Source organism: Microbulbifer maximicatervae (SeqCode) (genome assembly GCF_052467385.1).
Genome location: NZ_CP174311.1, coordinates 1,854,272 through 1,869,281 on the forward strand (window position 1 = coordinate 1,854,272; position 15,010 = coordinate 1,869,281).

At 52.0% G+C, this 15,010-nt stretch carries 9 protein-coding genes; 3 read left to right on the top strand and 6 right to left on the bottom strand.

Annotation, left to right across the window (positions count from 1 at the left end):
- Window positions 1-61: 61 nt before the first annotated feature.
- Window positions 62-1,015 carry a helix-turn-helix transcriptional regulator gene (locus tag ACJJIR_RS08035; RefSeq protein WP_444907938.1) on the top strand — a complete coding sequence of 318 codons (954 nt, stop codon included), beginning with the start codon at window positions 62-64 and terminating at the stop codon, window positions 1,013-1,015.
- 104 nt (window positions 1,016-1,119) lie between these two features.
- A complete protein-coding gene (locus tag ACJJIR_RS08040) occupies window positions 1,120-1,569 on the top strand; it encodes a GyrI-like domain-containing protein (RefSeq protein WP_444907939.1) in 450 nt (149 codons plus the stop codon).
- A gap of 299 nt (window positions 1,570-1,868) precedes the next feature.
- Here ACJJIR_RS08040 and ACJJIR_RS08045 read toward each other — a convergent pair whose 3' ends face one another.
- Window positions 1,869-3,836, bottom strand: a complete 1,968-nt coding sequence (locus tag ACJJIR_RS08045) for a DUF3604 domain-containing protein (protein WP_444907940.1) — start codon at window positions 3,834-3,836, stop codon at window positions 1,869-1,871.
- Window positions 3,837-4,118: 282 nt separating this feature from the next.
- Here ACJJIR_RS08045 and ACJJIR_RS08050 point away from each other — a divergent pair, with 282 nt between their 5' ends.
- Window positions 4,119-5,798, top strand: coding sequence for an NAD-dependent malic enzyme (locus tag ACJJIR_RS08050; protein ID WP_444907941.1), 1,680 nt, complete (start codon window positions 4,119-4,121; stop codon window positions 5,796-5,798).
- Window positions 5,799-5,842: 44 nt separating this feature from the next.
- Here ACJJIR_RS08050 and ACJJIR_RS08055 read toward each other — a convergent pair whose 3' ends face one another.
- From ACJJIR_RS08055 to ACJJIR_RS08075, 5 genes are read right to left on the bottom strand one after another with little or no spacing between them, the layout of a single operon-like run.
- Complete coding sequence (locus tag ACJJIR_RS08055) at window positions 5,843-7,147, bottom strand: patatin-like phospholipase family protein (protein WP_444893513.1); 1,305 nt, start codon at window positions 7,145-7,147, stop codon at window positions 5,843-5,845.
- 48 nt (window positions 7,148-7,195) lie between these two features.
- Window positions 7,196-7,990 carry a M48 family metallopeptidase gene (locus ACJJIR_RS08060; RefSeq protein WP_444907942.1) on the bottom strand — a complete coding sequence of 265 codons (795 nt, stop codon included), beginning with the start codon at window positions 7,988-7,990 and terminating at the stop codon, window positions 7,196-7,198.
- 7 nt (window positions 7,991-7,997) lie between these two features.
- Window positions 7,998-11,297: a type I restriction endonuclease subunit R gene (locus ACJJIR_RS08065; RefSeq protein WP_444908412.1), complete on the bottom strand. Its 3,300-nt coding sequence runs from the start codon at window positions 11,295-11,297 to the stop codon at window positions 7,998-8,000.
- 38 nt (window positions 11,298-11,335) lie between these two features.
- Complete coding sequence (locus tag ACJJIR_RS08070) at window positions 11,336-12,676, bottom strand: McrC family protein (RefSeq protein WP_444907943.1); 1,341 nt, start codon at window positions 12,674-12,676, stop codon at window positions 11,336-11,338.
- Window positions 12,673-14,949, bottom strand: a complete 2,277-nt coding sequence (locus tag ACJJIR_RS08075; RefSeq protein WP_444907944.1) for a DUF8426 domain-containing protein — start codon at window positions 14,947-14,949, stop codon at window positions 12,673-12,675. The genes ACJJIR_RS08070 and ACJJIR_RS08075 overlap by 4 nt, the downstream gene beginning before the upstream one ends.
- Window positions 14,950-15,010: the final 61 nt, after the last annotated feature.

A 15,010-nucleotide genomic window follows, 5' to 3' on the forward strand; every position in this document is an offset into this window, starting at 1 on the left:
GCTCCCTGAGCACAGTGGAAACAAAAGTGTCGTGATTGGAGCTTGGCTTCAGCTGAGTCAGGTGAAGCGTAAAGATACAGAAGAAGTAAATTTAGTGGTGAATTCCATGATTGCCCCTCGCCAAAAGGATTTGGACGCTCACATAAGGCAAAATGTCTTATTTGAAAGTCAGTATTTAGGTGACTTGTTTCGGTTTCAAAAGATACTTGTTTCACCAAATGGAAATGTTTCAATTGGGTTTTCTTCAGATTTTAATCTGACAATGGTGATTTCAGGTGTTGCTGATATCAATAGTGATGCTTGCGAATTCCCTATGGCTTCGGGGGAGATCTGGTTATCGGGTGAAATGAGCCATGTTTCAGTTGATAATTTGTCTGAGGGAGAAGACCTAATAATCATCTGTGCGAGTATCAGCCCGGTCATGCTGACACGATTTTATGAGCGACACACTCGCGTACTGATTAAAGCAAAGAATGCCCTTGCATCCAGCGTGACAACGCTCCCCAAAAGTGTGCCTTTTGTTTTTCCAGAGTGTGATCTCACACGCTTTACTCTGGACTCACTGAGTGCATTTAGCAAGTTAAATGATGAGAGTTTGAATTATTTAAAGCTGGAAGAATTACTTCTCTTAAAGCTGAAGGGTGCTTGCGGTTGTCGCTTAGCTGACGAGCTGCTTCGGCATGTTAATCCGGTGAACGAGCGTTTCCGTCGATTTATGGAGGAAAATGCTACTCAGCACTGGTCTGTAGCAAATTATGCTAAACAGATTGGGATGAGTCTTACATCATTCAAGAATAAGTTTGGCCAAGTCTTTAAAGCTGAGTCACCAAAGGCTTGGATTAACGAACGTAGGTTACAACATGCTGATATTCAGTTGAAGACTACCAATAAGCGTTTAGTCGATATAGCTCTGGAGAGCGGATTCTCAAGTCAATCTTATTTTACCCAGCTTTATAAATCGATGTATGGGTACCCCCCTTCAGAGGTAAGGCAGAAATCCGTAAAGTCAGCTTGAAAAGGTACTTGTGATTTCTTGTGACCGTATGCGCCTGGCCAGTTCCCGGAGAGCTGTTATAGTATTCGGCACTCTACGAATAACTAAATAATTGGTCCATAGAAATGGAAGTTAGAGAATTAGAAGGCCTGGAATTAGTGGGTTTTTATACCCGCACTAAGAACGCCAATGAGTCTGACCCAAAAACAGCAAAGATAACGCCAATGTGGGATAGGTTCGGCGCAGAGGCGGCCCCCAAATTAAGGGGCAACCCTAAAGTATTTGGTGTTTACTCCAACTACGAATCTGACCATACCGGCTTTTTTGATGTGTATGCATGTTCAGATATGTTATCGAAGGATATGTCTGAGGATTTCAAGTCGATTCAAATACTGCCCGGCAAATACCTGATGTTTTCCGCTAAAGGGGAAATGCCTCAGGTCGCAATTGATTTGTGGGGCGAGGTTTGGAGTTATTTCGCTGCGGAGGATTGCCCCCATCAGCGAGCTTTCACCACAGATTTTGAGCAGTATGTGGATGGAAACGAGGTTCAGATTGCCATATCCATCAAGTAGTTGAATCGCGTATATATACGGGCTATTTAAGGAGCCTCTGAATAACTCCGTAATGCCTCTGCGAGTCTTGAAGGCTGCAGATGTTAGGCGCAGCTCGCCGCGAATGGCCGTAGCCCTTTACAAGAGCTGCAACGCAGCAGGTGCGGCCTTCAAGGCCCGCCCTTCGGGGCTTGCAGAGCGATTCACACTCCGCGTTGCGACTTCTTGAAAGGTCTAGACATTCCTGCGAAGCCGCGCCTTGATTGTGAACCGCTCTGAAAGCCAGAGGTATCACGGAGTTATTCAGAGGCTCCTTAACTCTAGGGTGAATACCAAATTGGCGAGCTGAATGCTCGTCCCTGCTGGGTAAGGGGTACTTTTTCATCCATTTCAATACCGAAGCGTACCTTGTCAAATAGAGTCCATCGGGGTGTGGGTATCTCCAGGGCGCGCAGGTAATAGACGGCTCTTTCCTTGGGGTTAAAGTCGGGATCTTTGAATACCGCGATTAGCTGAGGGGAGCCGATGGAGTTGGTGTATTCCGCCGTCTTCATATCCACAGTAGTCCCAACCGGGGGTAGTTTTCCCTCGGTATCCAGTTTACGGCTTCCAGACCACTTCACATTAAAGATCTTCTCCCGGGTGAGTCCGCTGCTATCCAGCCAGCCCTTGATGATTTGAATACGGTCCAGGTTGGCGCCCTCAGGGTCTTTCAGTGCTGCGATAAGGAATGTCGGTGCCTGTCCCTCACTGGCTTGAGGTAGTTTCCCGCCCATCGGCACGCCTTTTTTATAGCCATTGGCGACCAGATCACCGTGAATATCCTCATCGTTATAGTCATAGCCTCCAAAGAAGCGAACTGAGATCCGGGGGCCTGTGGTGGCGAAAGTCTCCTTGCGGTACATCGCATCCCATATTGCCTCCCGGGTATTCTCGTTGGCCCAGACTCCCGTAACGCCTGAGGCAGCTTGTTCCCAGCCGAAGTACTCTCCACCAACCCCCTTGAGCAGGGGAAATGCCCAGCGCTCCTTGTTGCTGGGTTCCAGGGTCTTGAACTTGCCAAAGAAGTTGCCCTGATCCGGTGTCGAAAGTCCGGTATGGGTGTCGGTGGCTGCGTTTGCGCCTAGCACGAAAGGGTTGGTGCCCAGCTTCTCTTCCAGGCGTAGGCCAGACTTGAGTGCCTCCCTCCAGTACTCGTATTGCAGGGCACCGGGGGGCTTGGGCTTTAAGATCAGGTTGCCTCTATCCCACAGATCCCAGTTGGCAAATTCATCTTCCGGGGAGAGGGCAGGATGGGACTCACTTTGTCCCTTTACCTGTACCAGCTCGTAGAGGGGTTCATAACGGGCGCGCATTTGTGCCCACTCCGGAGTGAGTTCGGAGCCATCAAACTGCCGCTCGATAAACATACGGCCATTAGACATATTGCCGTTGTGGGGAATGGCGAGTACCCGGCCGCCGGTTTTGTCTTCGTAGGCTTTCATCCACTCCCAGAGTTTTACCGGGTTCTCGGTATCAAAGGTGGTTAGGGGGAGCAGGGTCTTAGTGCGGTCTGCGCCATCACGAAAAATAATATTGCGGTGCAGGTTGTCGCCACCATCGGCGTTAACTGTCCACTCAAAGGCGATAAAGGTAGAAAACTCTCCGGGTTTGTAATATTTCTCTGCGGCTTCAACAGTTTTTTCCCAGGCGGATTTCATCCATTTGGGGTCCATTACCTGCTCGGGCAGTTTGCCTTCTGATTGGAGCACGATGACTTCACTTTTTGCTTCATTGGTCGCTTCTTCACTGCCTGAAATTAATGCCTCGCGCCATTTTTTCAAGGTGGCATTGGACATCATTTCCGGATTGCCATCGACGATCTCGCTGATAACTCCCATACCGTCTGAATGATCGGTGATCATGAACCAGTCGTAAGGGCGGCTGAGCTTGGCTTTCAGTCCGCTGTTGGAGGTAACAGTTTCTCCCAGGGCAAATCGATAGGCGTCATCTGGAGTAAGAATTGCGCCATCCAACCCCGCATCTACCGACCAGCCAGTATGGACATGTGTATCGCCAAAATAGACATTGCGAGCGATGCGTTTATTGCTGTCCCGTTGGGCTTCCAGCTCCGCTTCTATCTCCGGTGCCATCGCCGTGAGCGGCCGTTGTTTTTCTGGAGTGGCGTCCTCTGTCTGTCGGGCGTTTGAATTTGTATTTTTATCTCCGTCGGGCTTTTTACTGCAACTATAAAGGCTGAGTACAAGAATAAAGAGGAGCAGGGTTAATCCAGCTTTGCTCTTGTGCATCGATGGCGGCTCCATTTCCTGAATGTGTCGGATCGCTTTTTAACTTAAAAGAATTCGTTGCGAAGAGAAGATAAATTACAGCTAGCATAGTTGAGCGACTCTGTTTATTCGCGAATTGGGCCACACCGGGGGCCTTGTTATCTATCGGCACAATAGATAGTCTTCGGCTCAAGTTGAGTTAGCACATTTATGCAACTTCAAGAACATGGTTGGCTAATTCAGTCATATTGAAATATGGCTACGCAATAATCATCGCTTCGGGCGATAGGCAAAAGCAGGCATATGAGTAACAACGAAAAGCGTCCACTTTACATCCCCCACGCAGGCCCCTCCCTACTGGAAATACCACTGCTCAATAAAGGCAGCGCATTTAGCTTGGAAGAGCGTCTCGAGTTTAATTTGGTCGGTCTTCTGCCGAATACCGTTGAGACGATTGAAGAGCAAGCCAAGCGCGCTTACCTCCAATTCCAGCAGTGTAAGACTGGCTTGGAAAAACATATCTACCTGAGGGGAATCCAGGACGACAACGAGACGTTGTTCTTCTATCTGATCGAACATCATACGGAAGAGATGCTGCCGATTATCTACACCCCCACTGTAGGTGCAGCTTGTGAAGAGTTTTCCAGTATTTATCGCAACCACCGGGGATTATTTGTCTCCTATCCGGACCGGGAATATATCGACGATATTCTGCGCAGCGCCACTAAAGAGAACGTCAAAGTTATTGTGGTGACCGATGGCGAGCGGATACTCGGGTTGGGTGATCAGGGTATCGGCGGCATGGGTATCCCTATTGGCAAGCTCTCCCTGTATACCGCCTGTGGCGGCATAAGCCCGGCTTATACCCTGCCTGTCACCTTGGATGTTGGCACCAATAACCGCACTTTGCTGAATGATCCCATGTATATGGGGTGGCGCCATGAGCGGATTTCCCAGGAAGAGTACGATGAATTCCTGGAGCAATTTATTGAAGCGGTAAAGCGTCGCTGGCCCAAGGTATTGGTTCAGTTTGAGGACTTTGCCCAAACCAATGCCACGCCGTTGTTAGAGCGCTATCGCGACCGCCTGTGCTGTTTTAATGATGATATTCAGGGCACGGCGTCTGTAGCACTGGGTACTATCCTGGCTGCCTGCAAGACCTGGCAAGAGACCCTCGCCGCGCAGAAGGTGACGATCGTGGGTGCCGGCTCAGCCGGGTGTGGTATTGCCGAGCAAATCGTCAGTGCAAAAGTGCAGGCTGGCCTCTCCGATGCAGAGGCTCGTGAACAGATCTTTATGTTCGATCGCTACGGGCTTGTGACTTCCGATATGAAAGGACTGCACGACTTCCAGGCAGCCTTAGCCCAGGACCCAAGCAAGTACGATGGGGTTTCCAGCTGGGACCTTGAGACGCTGATCGGCAATGTCGAGCCCAGCATCCTGATTGGTGTGTCGGGGCAGGGGGGCCTGTTTACCCAGCCTGTAATCGAAGCGCTGCATAAAGGGCATCGCCGTCCTTTGGTGATGCCACTGTCAAACCCCACTTCCCGTGCTGAAGCGACTCCAACTGAGATATTCAGCTGGACCAAGGGCGAGGCTCTGGTGGCTACCGGCAGCCCCTTTGCAGCGGTAGAAATCGATGGTCATCACTATGCGGTAGCGCAATGTAACAATGTCTACATATTCCCGGGCATTGGCCTCGGCGTGATTGCTTCCGGTGCTTCCAAAGTGACTGACGGTATGTTGATGGCAGCATCCAACGCCCTGGCAGAGCAGGCGCCGGTGGTGAAAGATGGTGAAGGCGCCTTATTGCCACACCTGAATGATATTCGCGATGTGAGCATGCATATTGCTCGGGCAGTGGCTGCCCAAGCGCAATTGGATGGCGTTGCGCCCAAGGTCAGCCGCGAGCATTTAGAGCGTTTGCTAGAGCGTAACTTCTGGCGTGCAGATTACCGCTCTTACCGTCGTCGCTCTTTCTAAATAAGAGCGCTGGGCCCGTTGCGACTATCGCATCGGGCCTGCATTTAAGCCAGCTTTTCCCCGGTATAGAAAGAATCCGGCTGGCGCAACACCAAGTAATCCTCCCAGTGGAATCCCTGATTCAAAAACTCAATTGCTGCATTGACGCCAGATAAGAACAGGTGTTCGCAGTGGTGGTCCGGCATGGAAAAATCCAGCCAGTGCGGATTTTCTCCGGTATCGGTGGGATTGATGGGGATTTCTTTTACCAGCGCATGGTATTCCGCGTTCAAGCTCGCGCGCACATGGTTGTCGAGCATATTGCGACAAGTGCTGATCAGCCCCATCGCAAACCTTCCTACCTTATCTGATTTTGGCTGGTATAGATCCACTTCCAGCTTGATCCCAAAGGTTGGCAATTTGGGGGTGCCTATGGGTTTATGGAAGATATCGAAAGGGAAGTTGGAGACGAGGCCGCCGTCGACAAATTCAATATCTTTGGGAAAGCCAGCGCGGAAAAATCGCTTGGGATCACCGATGCCTTTAATGCTGCGCCAATTCTCGGCGACAGTATTGCACTCACTTAATTGGGGGATGCCCTTTACAGTATAGGGCTTAAAGAAGCCGGGTACCGACATCGAGGCACGTACGAACTCTGCTGGGTTTACTGCGCTCGGATTATCAAAGTAGAGCGGCGCCTTGGCTGGAAATACCGCGCGGGTCTCGGTAGTTATATCCGCTGCCACCAGTGCAACCTCGCCGCTACCAATCAGGTGGTCCGGTGTGCCGCGGTACAGAAGTTGTGGGAACTGGTTAATTCTCTGGTTGAGCTGGGCGGTGTTGGTAATGCCCAGCTGTTTCAACTCCGTTTGTAACCACTGGGTAAAGGTATCTCCCGGGTTTAGCCCCTTATGTCTGAGCAGGTGCCGCAAGGTGCGGATAGAATCGAAGGGGTGCAATGCCAAACTACTCATCAAGCCTTTGCCCTTGAGCAGGCGCTGTACCGTTTTGCGCGCATAGCGCTCGCCATCTTCAAAACTGGCAAAGTCCGCATTAGCCAGGATACCCAAGAGCTTTTCGCTCTTGCCAGTGCTCGGTGTACCGGCCGCTGCCAAGAAGAGCGCATTGATGGCACCCGCTGAGGTTCCTGCAATTTTGCGAAACCGAATTCCCGCCTTTTCCAAAATGTAGGTATATCCCACCAGGGCGATCCCCAGCATACCGCCACCTTCCATCACGATATCGACATACTGAAGGCCCTGGTTGTCCTGTACATCACTGAATACTTTTCCTTCAATGGTGGACTTGGATGCCTGCCAGTGTGCATCCGCTTTTGCGATGGCGTTTTCTACCCAGGGTGATTTTTGCATGTCGGCTTTCCGTACTGTGACAGCGATCTACAAGAGAATTTAGACAATTTATCCGCTTGTAGGTGAAAAAGGCAGGGTATCACCCAGAATCAAATTCGCCATAGCATCCAGCTGGTTTTTCGTGCCTTCCCACTTGGGCATCACCTGATTCATTAAACGGTAAAACCGCTCGCTGTGGTTGTGTTCAGCGATATGGCAGAGTTCGTGCAAAATCACGTAATCGATGCACTGGCGCGGTGCTTTTACCAGATGGGGGTTGAGGGTAATACGCCCTTGTGGCGAGCAGCTGCCCCACTGGGTTTTCATACTCAGGGTACGCAGGGGCGGGCGCCCGGAGACCCACAAGGTTTGCTCCAGCAGCGCGTCCAGGCGGCGGTGAAAAACTTCTTTGGCGCGCGCCTTATACCATTCGGCCAATAGCAGGCGCACAGTCTCGGGATCTTTTTTACGCACGGAAACTTCCAGCTTGCCGCGCAATAATTTGACCTGCTGCTGGGTGTCTTCTGACTCAATGACTTTTAGCAGGTATTGCCTGCCCAGATAGTAGTGGCTCTCGCCACTGATATATTGCCGTGGCGTTATATATTCCAGCGCCTTGCGGAAATCCCGCAGCTGTTGGTAAATCCAGCGCCCTCGCTTTTTTACCGCTTTTAATACGGCATCGTTATCGAAAGGTTCGGGTGCGCTGACCACCACACGGCAGTCTGGGTGCACTTTGATCAGCACTCGCCCTTTGGCCTGGGAGCGGGGCTGGCATTCAAAAGTAATGCGCTCATCCCCATAGGCAAAGCTCAGTTGCCGGGAGTTGGGGTTATTTGGGGGGGAAGTAATAGGCACATTCATGCCGGGATTAGTCTCCGCTTAAACCAACGCGGGTGATCTGTAGGATCATCTCCACCATTTTCCTGGTTTGATCCATACCACTGCCGATGGATTTACACTCCATAAATAATTTGGGTGTCAGCTTTTTTTTGATCTCTGACTCGATATTTTCCGGGTTGATGGAGTGTTCCATTACGGCCTGGTTCACAGCCGTATCCACCTCGAAAGCCAGCTTGATCCACTTATCCTGTACCTGGCTATCGCCTACTGCGAAAACCTCCGGCAGGTTTTTCTTGAATACACCAAAGTAGGCCTGGGCGTGGCGATTATCGGCAAAGGCATTGGGAATTTCATCCAGGTTGCGGGCTTTTACCTGGGCTTCCAGCGCTTCGAACAGTAAGTACTGCTTGTGTGGGTGATCGAACAGTTTTTCCGCCTCCTCAATCGCCTGTAGCAGTAATTTGGAGAAGGCTTCCTGGGCGTAGGGATCGTCGCGCAACTCCTGCTCGATCATGCGGGTCACGCGGGTTTTGATAATGTCGGTTTCGTTGCGGGTTTTGTCCTCCCCCCAATCTTCAGGCCGCTCCGCCTTGCCCATTTTATTGACTTCGTATTTGCCTTCGGGCTGTAAGATTTCTACCCCCACCACATGCTTATCCAACAGGTTTTTAACCTGGGCCGCGTAGTGGTCGTAGTCCACAGACTTTTCGGTTTGCTGTAGCGCCCACTGGCGTAGTTTGGCGAACTCTTTAATTGTCTGTTTGTAGTGCTTGCGGTCACTATCGCTAAAGCTTTTATCTTCGAAAAAGGTGGCCGATTGCAGGGCTACTTTCAGGCAGGTGGTGAAGTGGGTGAGTGCCTCGTAGAAGTCCTCGCGCACTTTTAGGTTCACATCGACTAGCTCACCGTTGCGCTGTTCAATTTTTGGAACTATTACTTGGCGCAGTTGCTCGGTGTCCTGCTTGTTTTTTACGCCGGCGAAAATGCCCCAAAGATTTTTATACAGCAGGGGCAGGCGCTTGTACTCGCTGCTCATGGGGCTATAAAGCCCGGCGATATCGTCGATGTCGTAACCGCCCTGGGTGCGCGCGGCCAGATCCTGGTATTTCTGCAGGGTGGTATCCAGCTCTGCCAGGATGCCCCGGTAATCGATTAGCAGGCCGAACTTTTTATCCGGGTGCAGCCGGTTGACCCGGGCGATCGCCTGGATCAGGTTGTGTTCCTTGAGTGGTTTATCGATATACAGCACCGTATTTTTGGGCTCATCGAATCCGGTTAGCAGCTTGTCCACTACAATCAGCAGTTTCAGGGTATCGTCTTTATCGAAGCGCTCAATCACTCCCTGGGTGTAGTGTTGCTCATTTTGCGAGCCCACATTGTCCTTCCACCACTTCACCACCTCCGGCATGGAGGACTCATCCACCGCTTCGTTGCCCTCGCGGGTATCCGGTGCACTGATCACTACCGCCGATTCAAATTTCTGTGCTTCTGGCCAGTGCTGTTGGGCCTCATCCAGGTACTTTTTATATTGGATGGCAGTGGCTTTGCTATCGCAGGCCAGCTGGCCTTTTAAGCCCGCGTCGATGTTTTTAACAAAGTGGGTGGCGATATCGGTAGCAATCAGTCGAATGCGGTCGTCGGCGGTGTAAATCTCCCCTTTGCGGGCAAACTTGCGTTTTAAATCCGCCTGCTGCTCCTCACTTAACCCCACCGTAATGCGCTCAAACCAGCGGTCAATTGCGCGTTCGTTTACATTCAGGTCCGGGATGCGCTCTTCGTACAACAGCGGGGTTACGGTGCGATCCTCCACCGCGCGCTGCATGGTATAGGCGTGGACTATGGGGCCGAATTTATTGGTGGTCTTATCGTCTTTCAATAGGGGCGTGCCGGTAAAGGCCACAAAGGCGGCATTGGGCAGGGCCTGGCGCATACGGATATGGTTCTCGCCACCCTGGCTGCGGTGGCCCTCGTCGATCAGCACAATCAAGTCGGCACTGTCGTTGCGACACTCCGGCAGGGCGGTGGCGCCGGTAAATTTTTGCACCAAAGAAAAGATAATGCGCTCATTGCCGCTGCCAATCTGCTGGGCCAAGCGTTTGCCGGAAGTGGCCATCGCCGCTTCCTTATCTTTCTTGCCCGCCAGTTCCCCGCCGCTGGCAAAGGTATTGCTGAGCTGGCGCTCCAGATCCACCCGGTCGGTGACAATAACCAGGCGGCTCTGTTTGAGACTCGGCTGGAAGATCAGCGCCTTGCTTAAAAACACCATGGTGAAGGATTTGCCGGAGCCGGTGGTATGCCAGATCACACCGCCCTCCCGCGCGCCGTCATTGCCGCGTTGGGCAATGCGCTCCAACAGTCGTTTGATACCGAATACCTGCTGGTAGCGGGCGACGATTTTGCCGGCCTTTTTATCGAACAGGGTAAAGTAACGGACCATCTCCAGTAGCCGCTGGGGCGATAGCAAGCTGATTAACAACCGATCCTGGCCGCCTAAGGCCAGCTCGCCGCCGGCGATCAGGGTCTGGTACCAGTCCAGGTCCGCCGGGGAGCGCTGTTTAAACAGGGTTTGGATTTGTTCGCTGGAAAGGGGGCGGTTTTTGATCGCCAGCATTTCCCCATCGGCAATATCTTCCTCGCGCCAGGCCGCCCAGAATTTTGCCGGCGTGTTACAGGTGCCGTAGCGGCCCTCGGCGCCGTTCACCGACAACAACAACTGGCTGTACGCGAACAGTTGCGGGATTTGATCGTTGCGCTGGTTGCGCAGGCTCTGGGAAATGCCCTCGTCGATAGAGGGGCCTTTCTTGCCATCCGGGCGCTTGGCCTCGATCACTACCAGGGGAATACCGTTGACGAAACACACCATATCCGGGCGGCGGGTCTCTACGCCGCTGGCACGGGTTACGCTGAATTCCTCGGTAAAGGCAAAGTGATTGTTTTCGATGGTGTGCCAGTCGATCAGGGCAATGGTGGGGGTAGCTTTTTTGCCATCGACAAACTCGGTCACCGAAATGCCGTAGAGCAGGTGGTTGTACAGCTCTTCGTTGGCTGCTAGCAGCCCTTTGTTAAGCGCCGGGTTGCACACGATGCCAATCAGGTGGTCGATGGATTTTTGCGAGAGCGGCTGCTCTTTACCGGCGAAATGGAAGGTCCGTTTGCCCAGCTCCCGGCGCAGTATCTCCGTGAGCACCACCTGATCCTGGCGCCCACTACGGGCTTGGTTGGCCTCGGTGGGAGGTAAAAACGACCAGCCCAGATTGCATAACAGGGCCAGGGCGGGGATCTTTGCGGCGTATTCTTCTTGGAATTTCGGTACTGCTGTGTAATCCATTTCCACGGTAATACATGTCTCCAAAGGGAAATCCGTTTTTATTGGGATAAAAGTGTCTCTGTTTCCGGGCTGTGGAGCAAGCTGGGAAAATACGCTTGCCAGTCTCCGGCCACCAATTGTTGGCTATGCAGATTAAAAGGCAGCGCCCAAAGATGTAGGTTGTCGGAAAAACTAAAGCGCGGCAGGGGTTGGCAAAAATCCCCGTGGGCGGGAAAGATCAGGGCCATATGGCCGCGGCCATCCATGTAATAGTTGCCGTAGGCAAAGAGCTGGTAGAGATCAGCTTGGCTCAGTTTGTATTTCTCGTTGCTGCTGGCGCGGCTATTTAATAATTTCCACTTGGTATCCATCACGGATACTTGTGGTCGACCTTTTTCCATGGTGTCACTTTCCAGCAACAAATCCGGGCGCAGTTGAAACCAGCGGTTATCGGTTTCTGTGCCCTCGGGCCTGTGCTTTAACAGGTATTGGCTGCTTGCCTGGGTGCGCAGGTGGCTGCTGGGCGGTAATGTTTGTTGCAGGCTGTGCGCCACATAATTTTCAAATAACCGCTCCATGGGGAAAAGCAGGGCGATACCGCGATGCTCGCCCTGGGTAAAACTGGCGTTGAGGTTTTGTAAAATTAAACGGCACCAGGGTTTGATCGCCTCATAGCTTTGCATCAACCGGTCCGAGCGCCATTTTGGCAGTTCGGCCAGTGGCACCGGGTTTGCCGGCACCGCCGCCATTTGTTGATTAAAGCTATTGGCCAAGCGCCAGTTATCGGCATTGGCGCAGAGCTTCAGGGTAATTTCCAGGGCGCTTTTGAGCAGGCGGTTTTCACGGATTTGAGGGCTGAAAATATCGTGCTCAATATGGAACCAGGTGGCCCTGTCCGGCGTTTGTTGTGCCTGCCGGGCCACGTTAAGGCGGCCACGAATAAACCGGCTCTCCTCCGCCCGGCGCTGGTAGTCACTGCGCAGCCCGCGTTTTAACAGCCGGCTCAGGGCTTGTAAGAACTGTGAAAAAATCCACTCGTGCAGGGGCAGCGGTTGTTGCTGCAAATTGGCCGGGCCGGCACTGCGGGGGGTAATTCCCAGGCTGATGGCGAGCATTTTCTGCAACAGTTGCCGGCTCCGCTGCGCTTCAGTGGCAGAGGGTGGTTGCCGGTGGGTTTTCGGCAGGATTTCGATGGCTTCCCCTGTGGGGCTTTGCAGAAACCCCACATAGCTGCCCAGTTGGATGCTGTGGGCGCCGCTATCCCGAATAAAACGACTACCTTGGCTCTGCCCCAGTTCCCGCAGCCATGCCAGGGTTTGTGACGAAACCCGCGCACTATCCAGGGTGGCGAAGCTGGTTTGATCGCTGTGCAGAGTGGCGTACTCGCGAACCTGGATCATACCGCTACTTCGCTTTCGGCTTTTTCCAATGCTGGCGACTTCGGTGATGCAGTGGCGGTAGCTGGGGGCAGTATGCCGCGATAGGCATCGGCTTGGATAAAGGCCTCTGTATTGAGGGAAAAACGCCGCTCATTGATTTGGCTGGCGATATCCGCAGGGAATAATTCGTTTAAAGGTTGTTGGCCACCCTCAATGATAAAGCGGTTGTGCGGATGTTTCGCCGGGTCATTAAGTACCCAGCCGATGCGCTGCCAGTCATCAAAAAAATACTCTTGTAATAGCGGCAGTATCTGCTGCTGGAAAATAGTGGCCAGTTTACTTTCGCGCTCTTCTAAAGGGAGACTGCACAGAGGCAAAAAGTAGCTGTGGCCAATCAGGTGATCTCGATCTAACAGAGCCTCGATACGCTGGTTTAGGCTTGTGAGCAACTCACCGATATCAATACCGTAAACCTGTGTACCTGCCAATAATTCAGGACTGGGGGGCATTTCTACAAAGCTAAAGCGGCGGCGCAGGGCCAGGTCCAGTTGAGCCAGGGATTTATCGGCGGTGTTCATGGTGCCGATTACGTACACATTGGGCGGCACGGCGAAGGTTTTTTTGGAGTAAGGCAGTATCACTTCGCGGGCATCCTCGGCACCCTTGCGCTTGGCAGGTTCCAGCAGGGTGATCAGTTCACCAAAAATCCGCGAAATATTGCCGCGATTGATTTCGTCGATAATCAAAACTAATGGCTTTTGCTGTGGCTCGCTAATATCCTGCGGTGCCAACAGCTCTGCAAGTTTGTCTATATCAATGGTGGAAGGACGCAGCTCGTAGAGTGTCATTTGTGAGAGTGCTTTTTTAAACAGTTGCTCACGGGGTAGGCTGGGTTCGTACTGCCGGTGCCATTTTACCGGGCGCGCCTGCTGGTAACCGGTGCGCTCATCGGTTTCCAGGCGTTGGTAGTCGCCGGTGATTTCCGCAATTGCGCGAAACTTGCGGTTGCCATCGGAAATAACCACCAAATCCCCAACTCGAAGAGTATTGCGGAAGTTATGTACAGCAGTGATGGGGTAGTCAGACTGCTGAATCTCTAGGCTATTGGCCGTCTCAAACTGTTTGCGCACGGAATCGCGGCTAGTACAGCGAGAAAAATCGATACTCTCGCCATAGCCCAACAAGACATAATTATTTTCCAGGCACTCCTGATAAATATCGTCGTTGTCTTCCAGGGTATTACCCAGGGACATTTTCCAAAAACGGCGGCCATTAAGGTCAATCTGTTCGCCGCTCTGGCGGGTAACTTTGGCATCGGCGGACTCGCATAACTCCTTAAATACACCGTCCTGAACGGAATAATTTAGTTGCCCGTTGTCACTACTCTCCGCGCGGATACCCTCAATAAAGTCCTCGTAGGCAAAACTCTGGTGAAAGGTGGTAAAGACAATGCGCTTTTCTGCCTGTAGAGCGTCGTAGCGCTCTCTCACTGCGCGATTATCGGGCTCATCTTGATTGGCGTACCACTGCGGGTCGGCGATCTGTACGGCCAGGCGGGTGGTATTGTAGGTTTTGCCGGTGCCGGGAGGGCCGAACAGGATTTGGTTGAGAGGCTGGATAGGTAAGTTAGCGAGGGGGAGTTTCTCATCCATAAGCTTATTCTCTTGCGAATCGTTCTCTGCGTAGAGCCGCCAGATCAGAATATTGGTTTGCACATCATCAAAAGTTTCCGGCTTGTACTGGTTGATAATTTTCTTGAGAGCTTTATTACTCGCCAACCAATGCTCTTTTCCATCAGGAAGGTCTATATTCCATCGCCGATGGATTTCATTTAAAAGCAGTCTAAAAATATTGGGGGATACCACAGTGGTACATTGGTTGGGGTGAGCGGCAGCAAAGACCCGGTTAATCACTGAGTGCAATACGCCAATAACCAAGCCCTGGGATTTAAAAGCAATAAAGCTATCGACAACCTGACGGTGTGTTGCTTCTGAGCCATCAGAAAAAATTTGCCAAGTTAGGCTGCGAAACTCTTGTTGTAATTGTTCGAGCGCTTTCCGTGAGAGGGCTCCTGTCTTTATGGTGGCGACGCCATTGCTGCGGGTCCACCATAAGTCTTCCAGTAGCTTATCGGAAATAGTAGCGGTTTCTCGCGCCTCCTGAATACGGGAAAGTAGATCTTTATAATCTGCTTCCCACTGGGCTTTCGAATCGAGAAAGGTTATTCCGGCAGCGCCAAAAAGTGTAGCAACGGCGCTAGAGAGTTTGCGGGCGCTGGTGGTTTCCGTATCCATCTATATCATCCCTGTAACTGGTTATTTTCTTGGTTTGGGCTGCCCCGGATTTCTAGCTGGA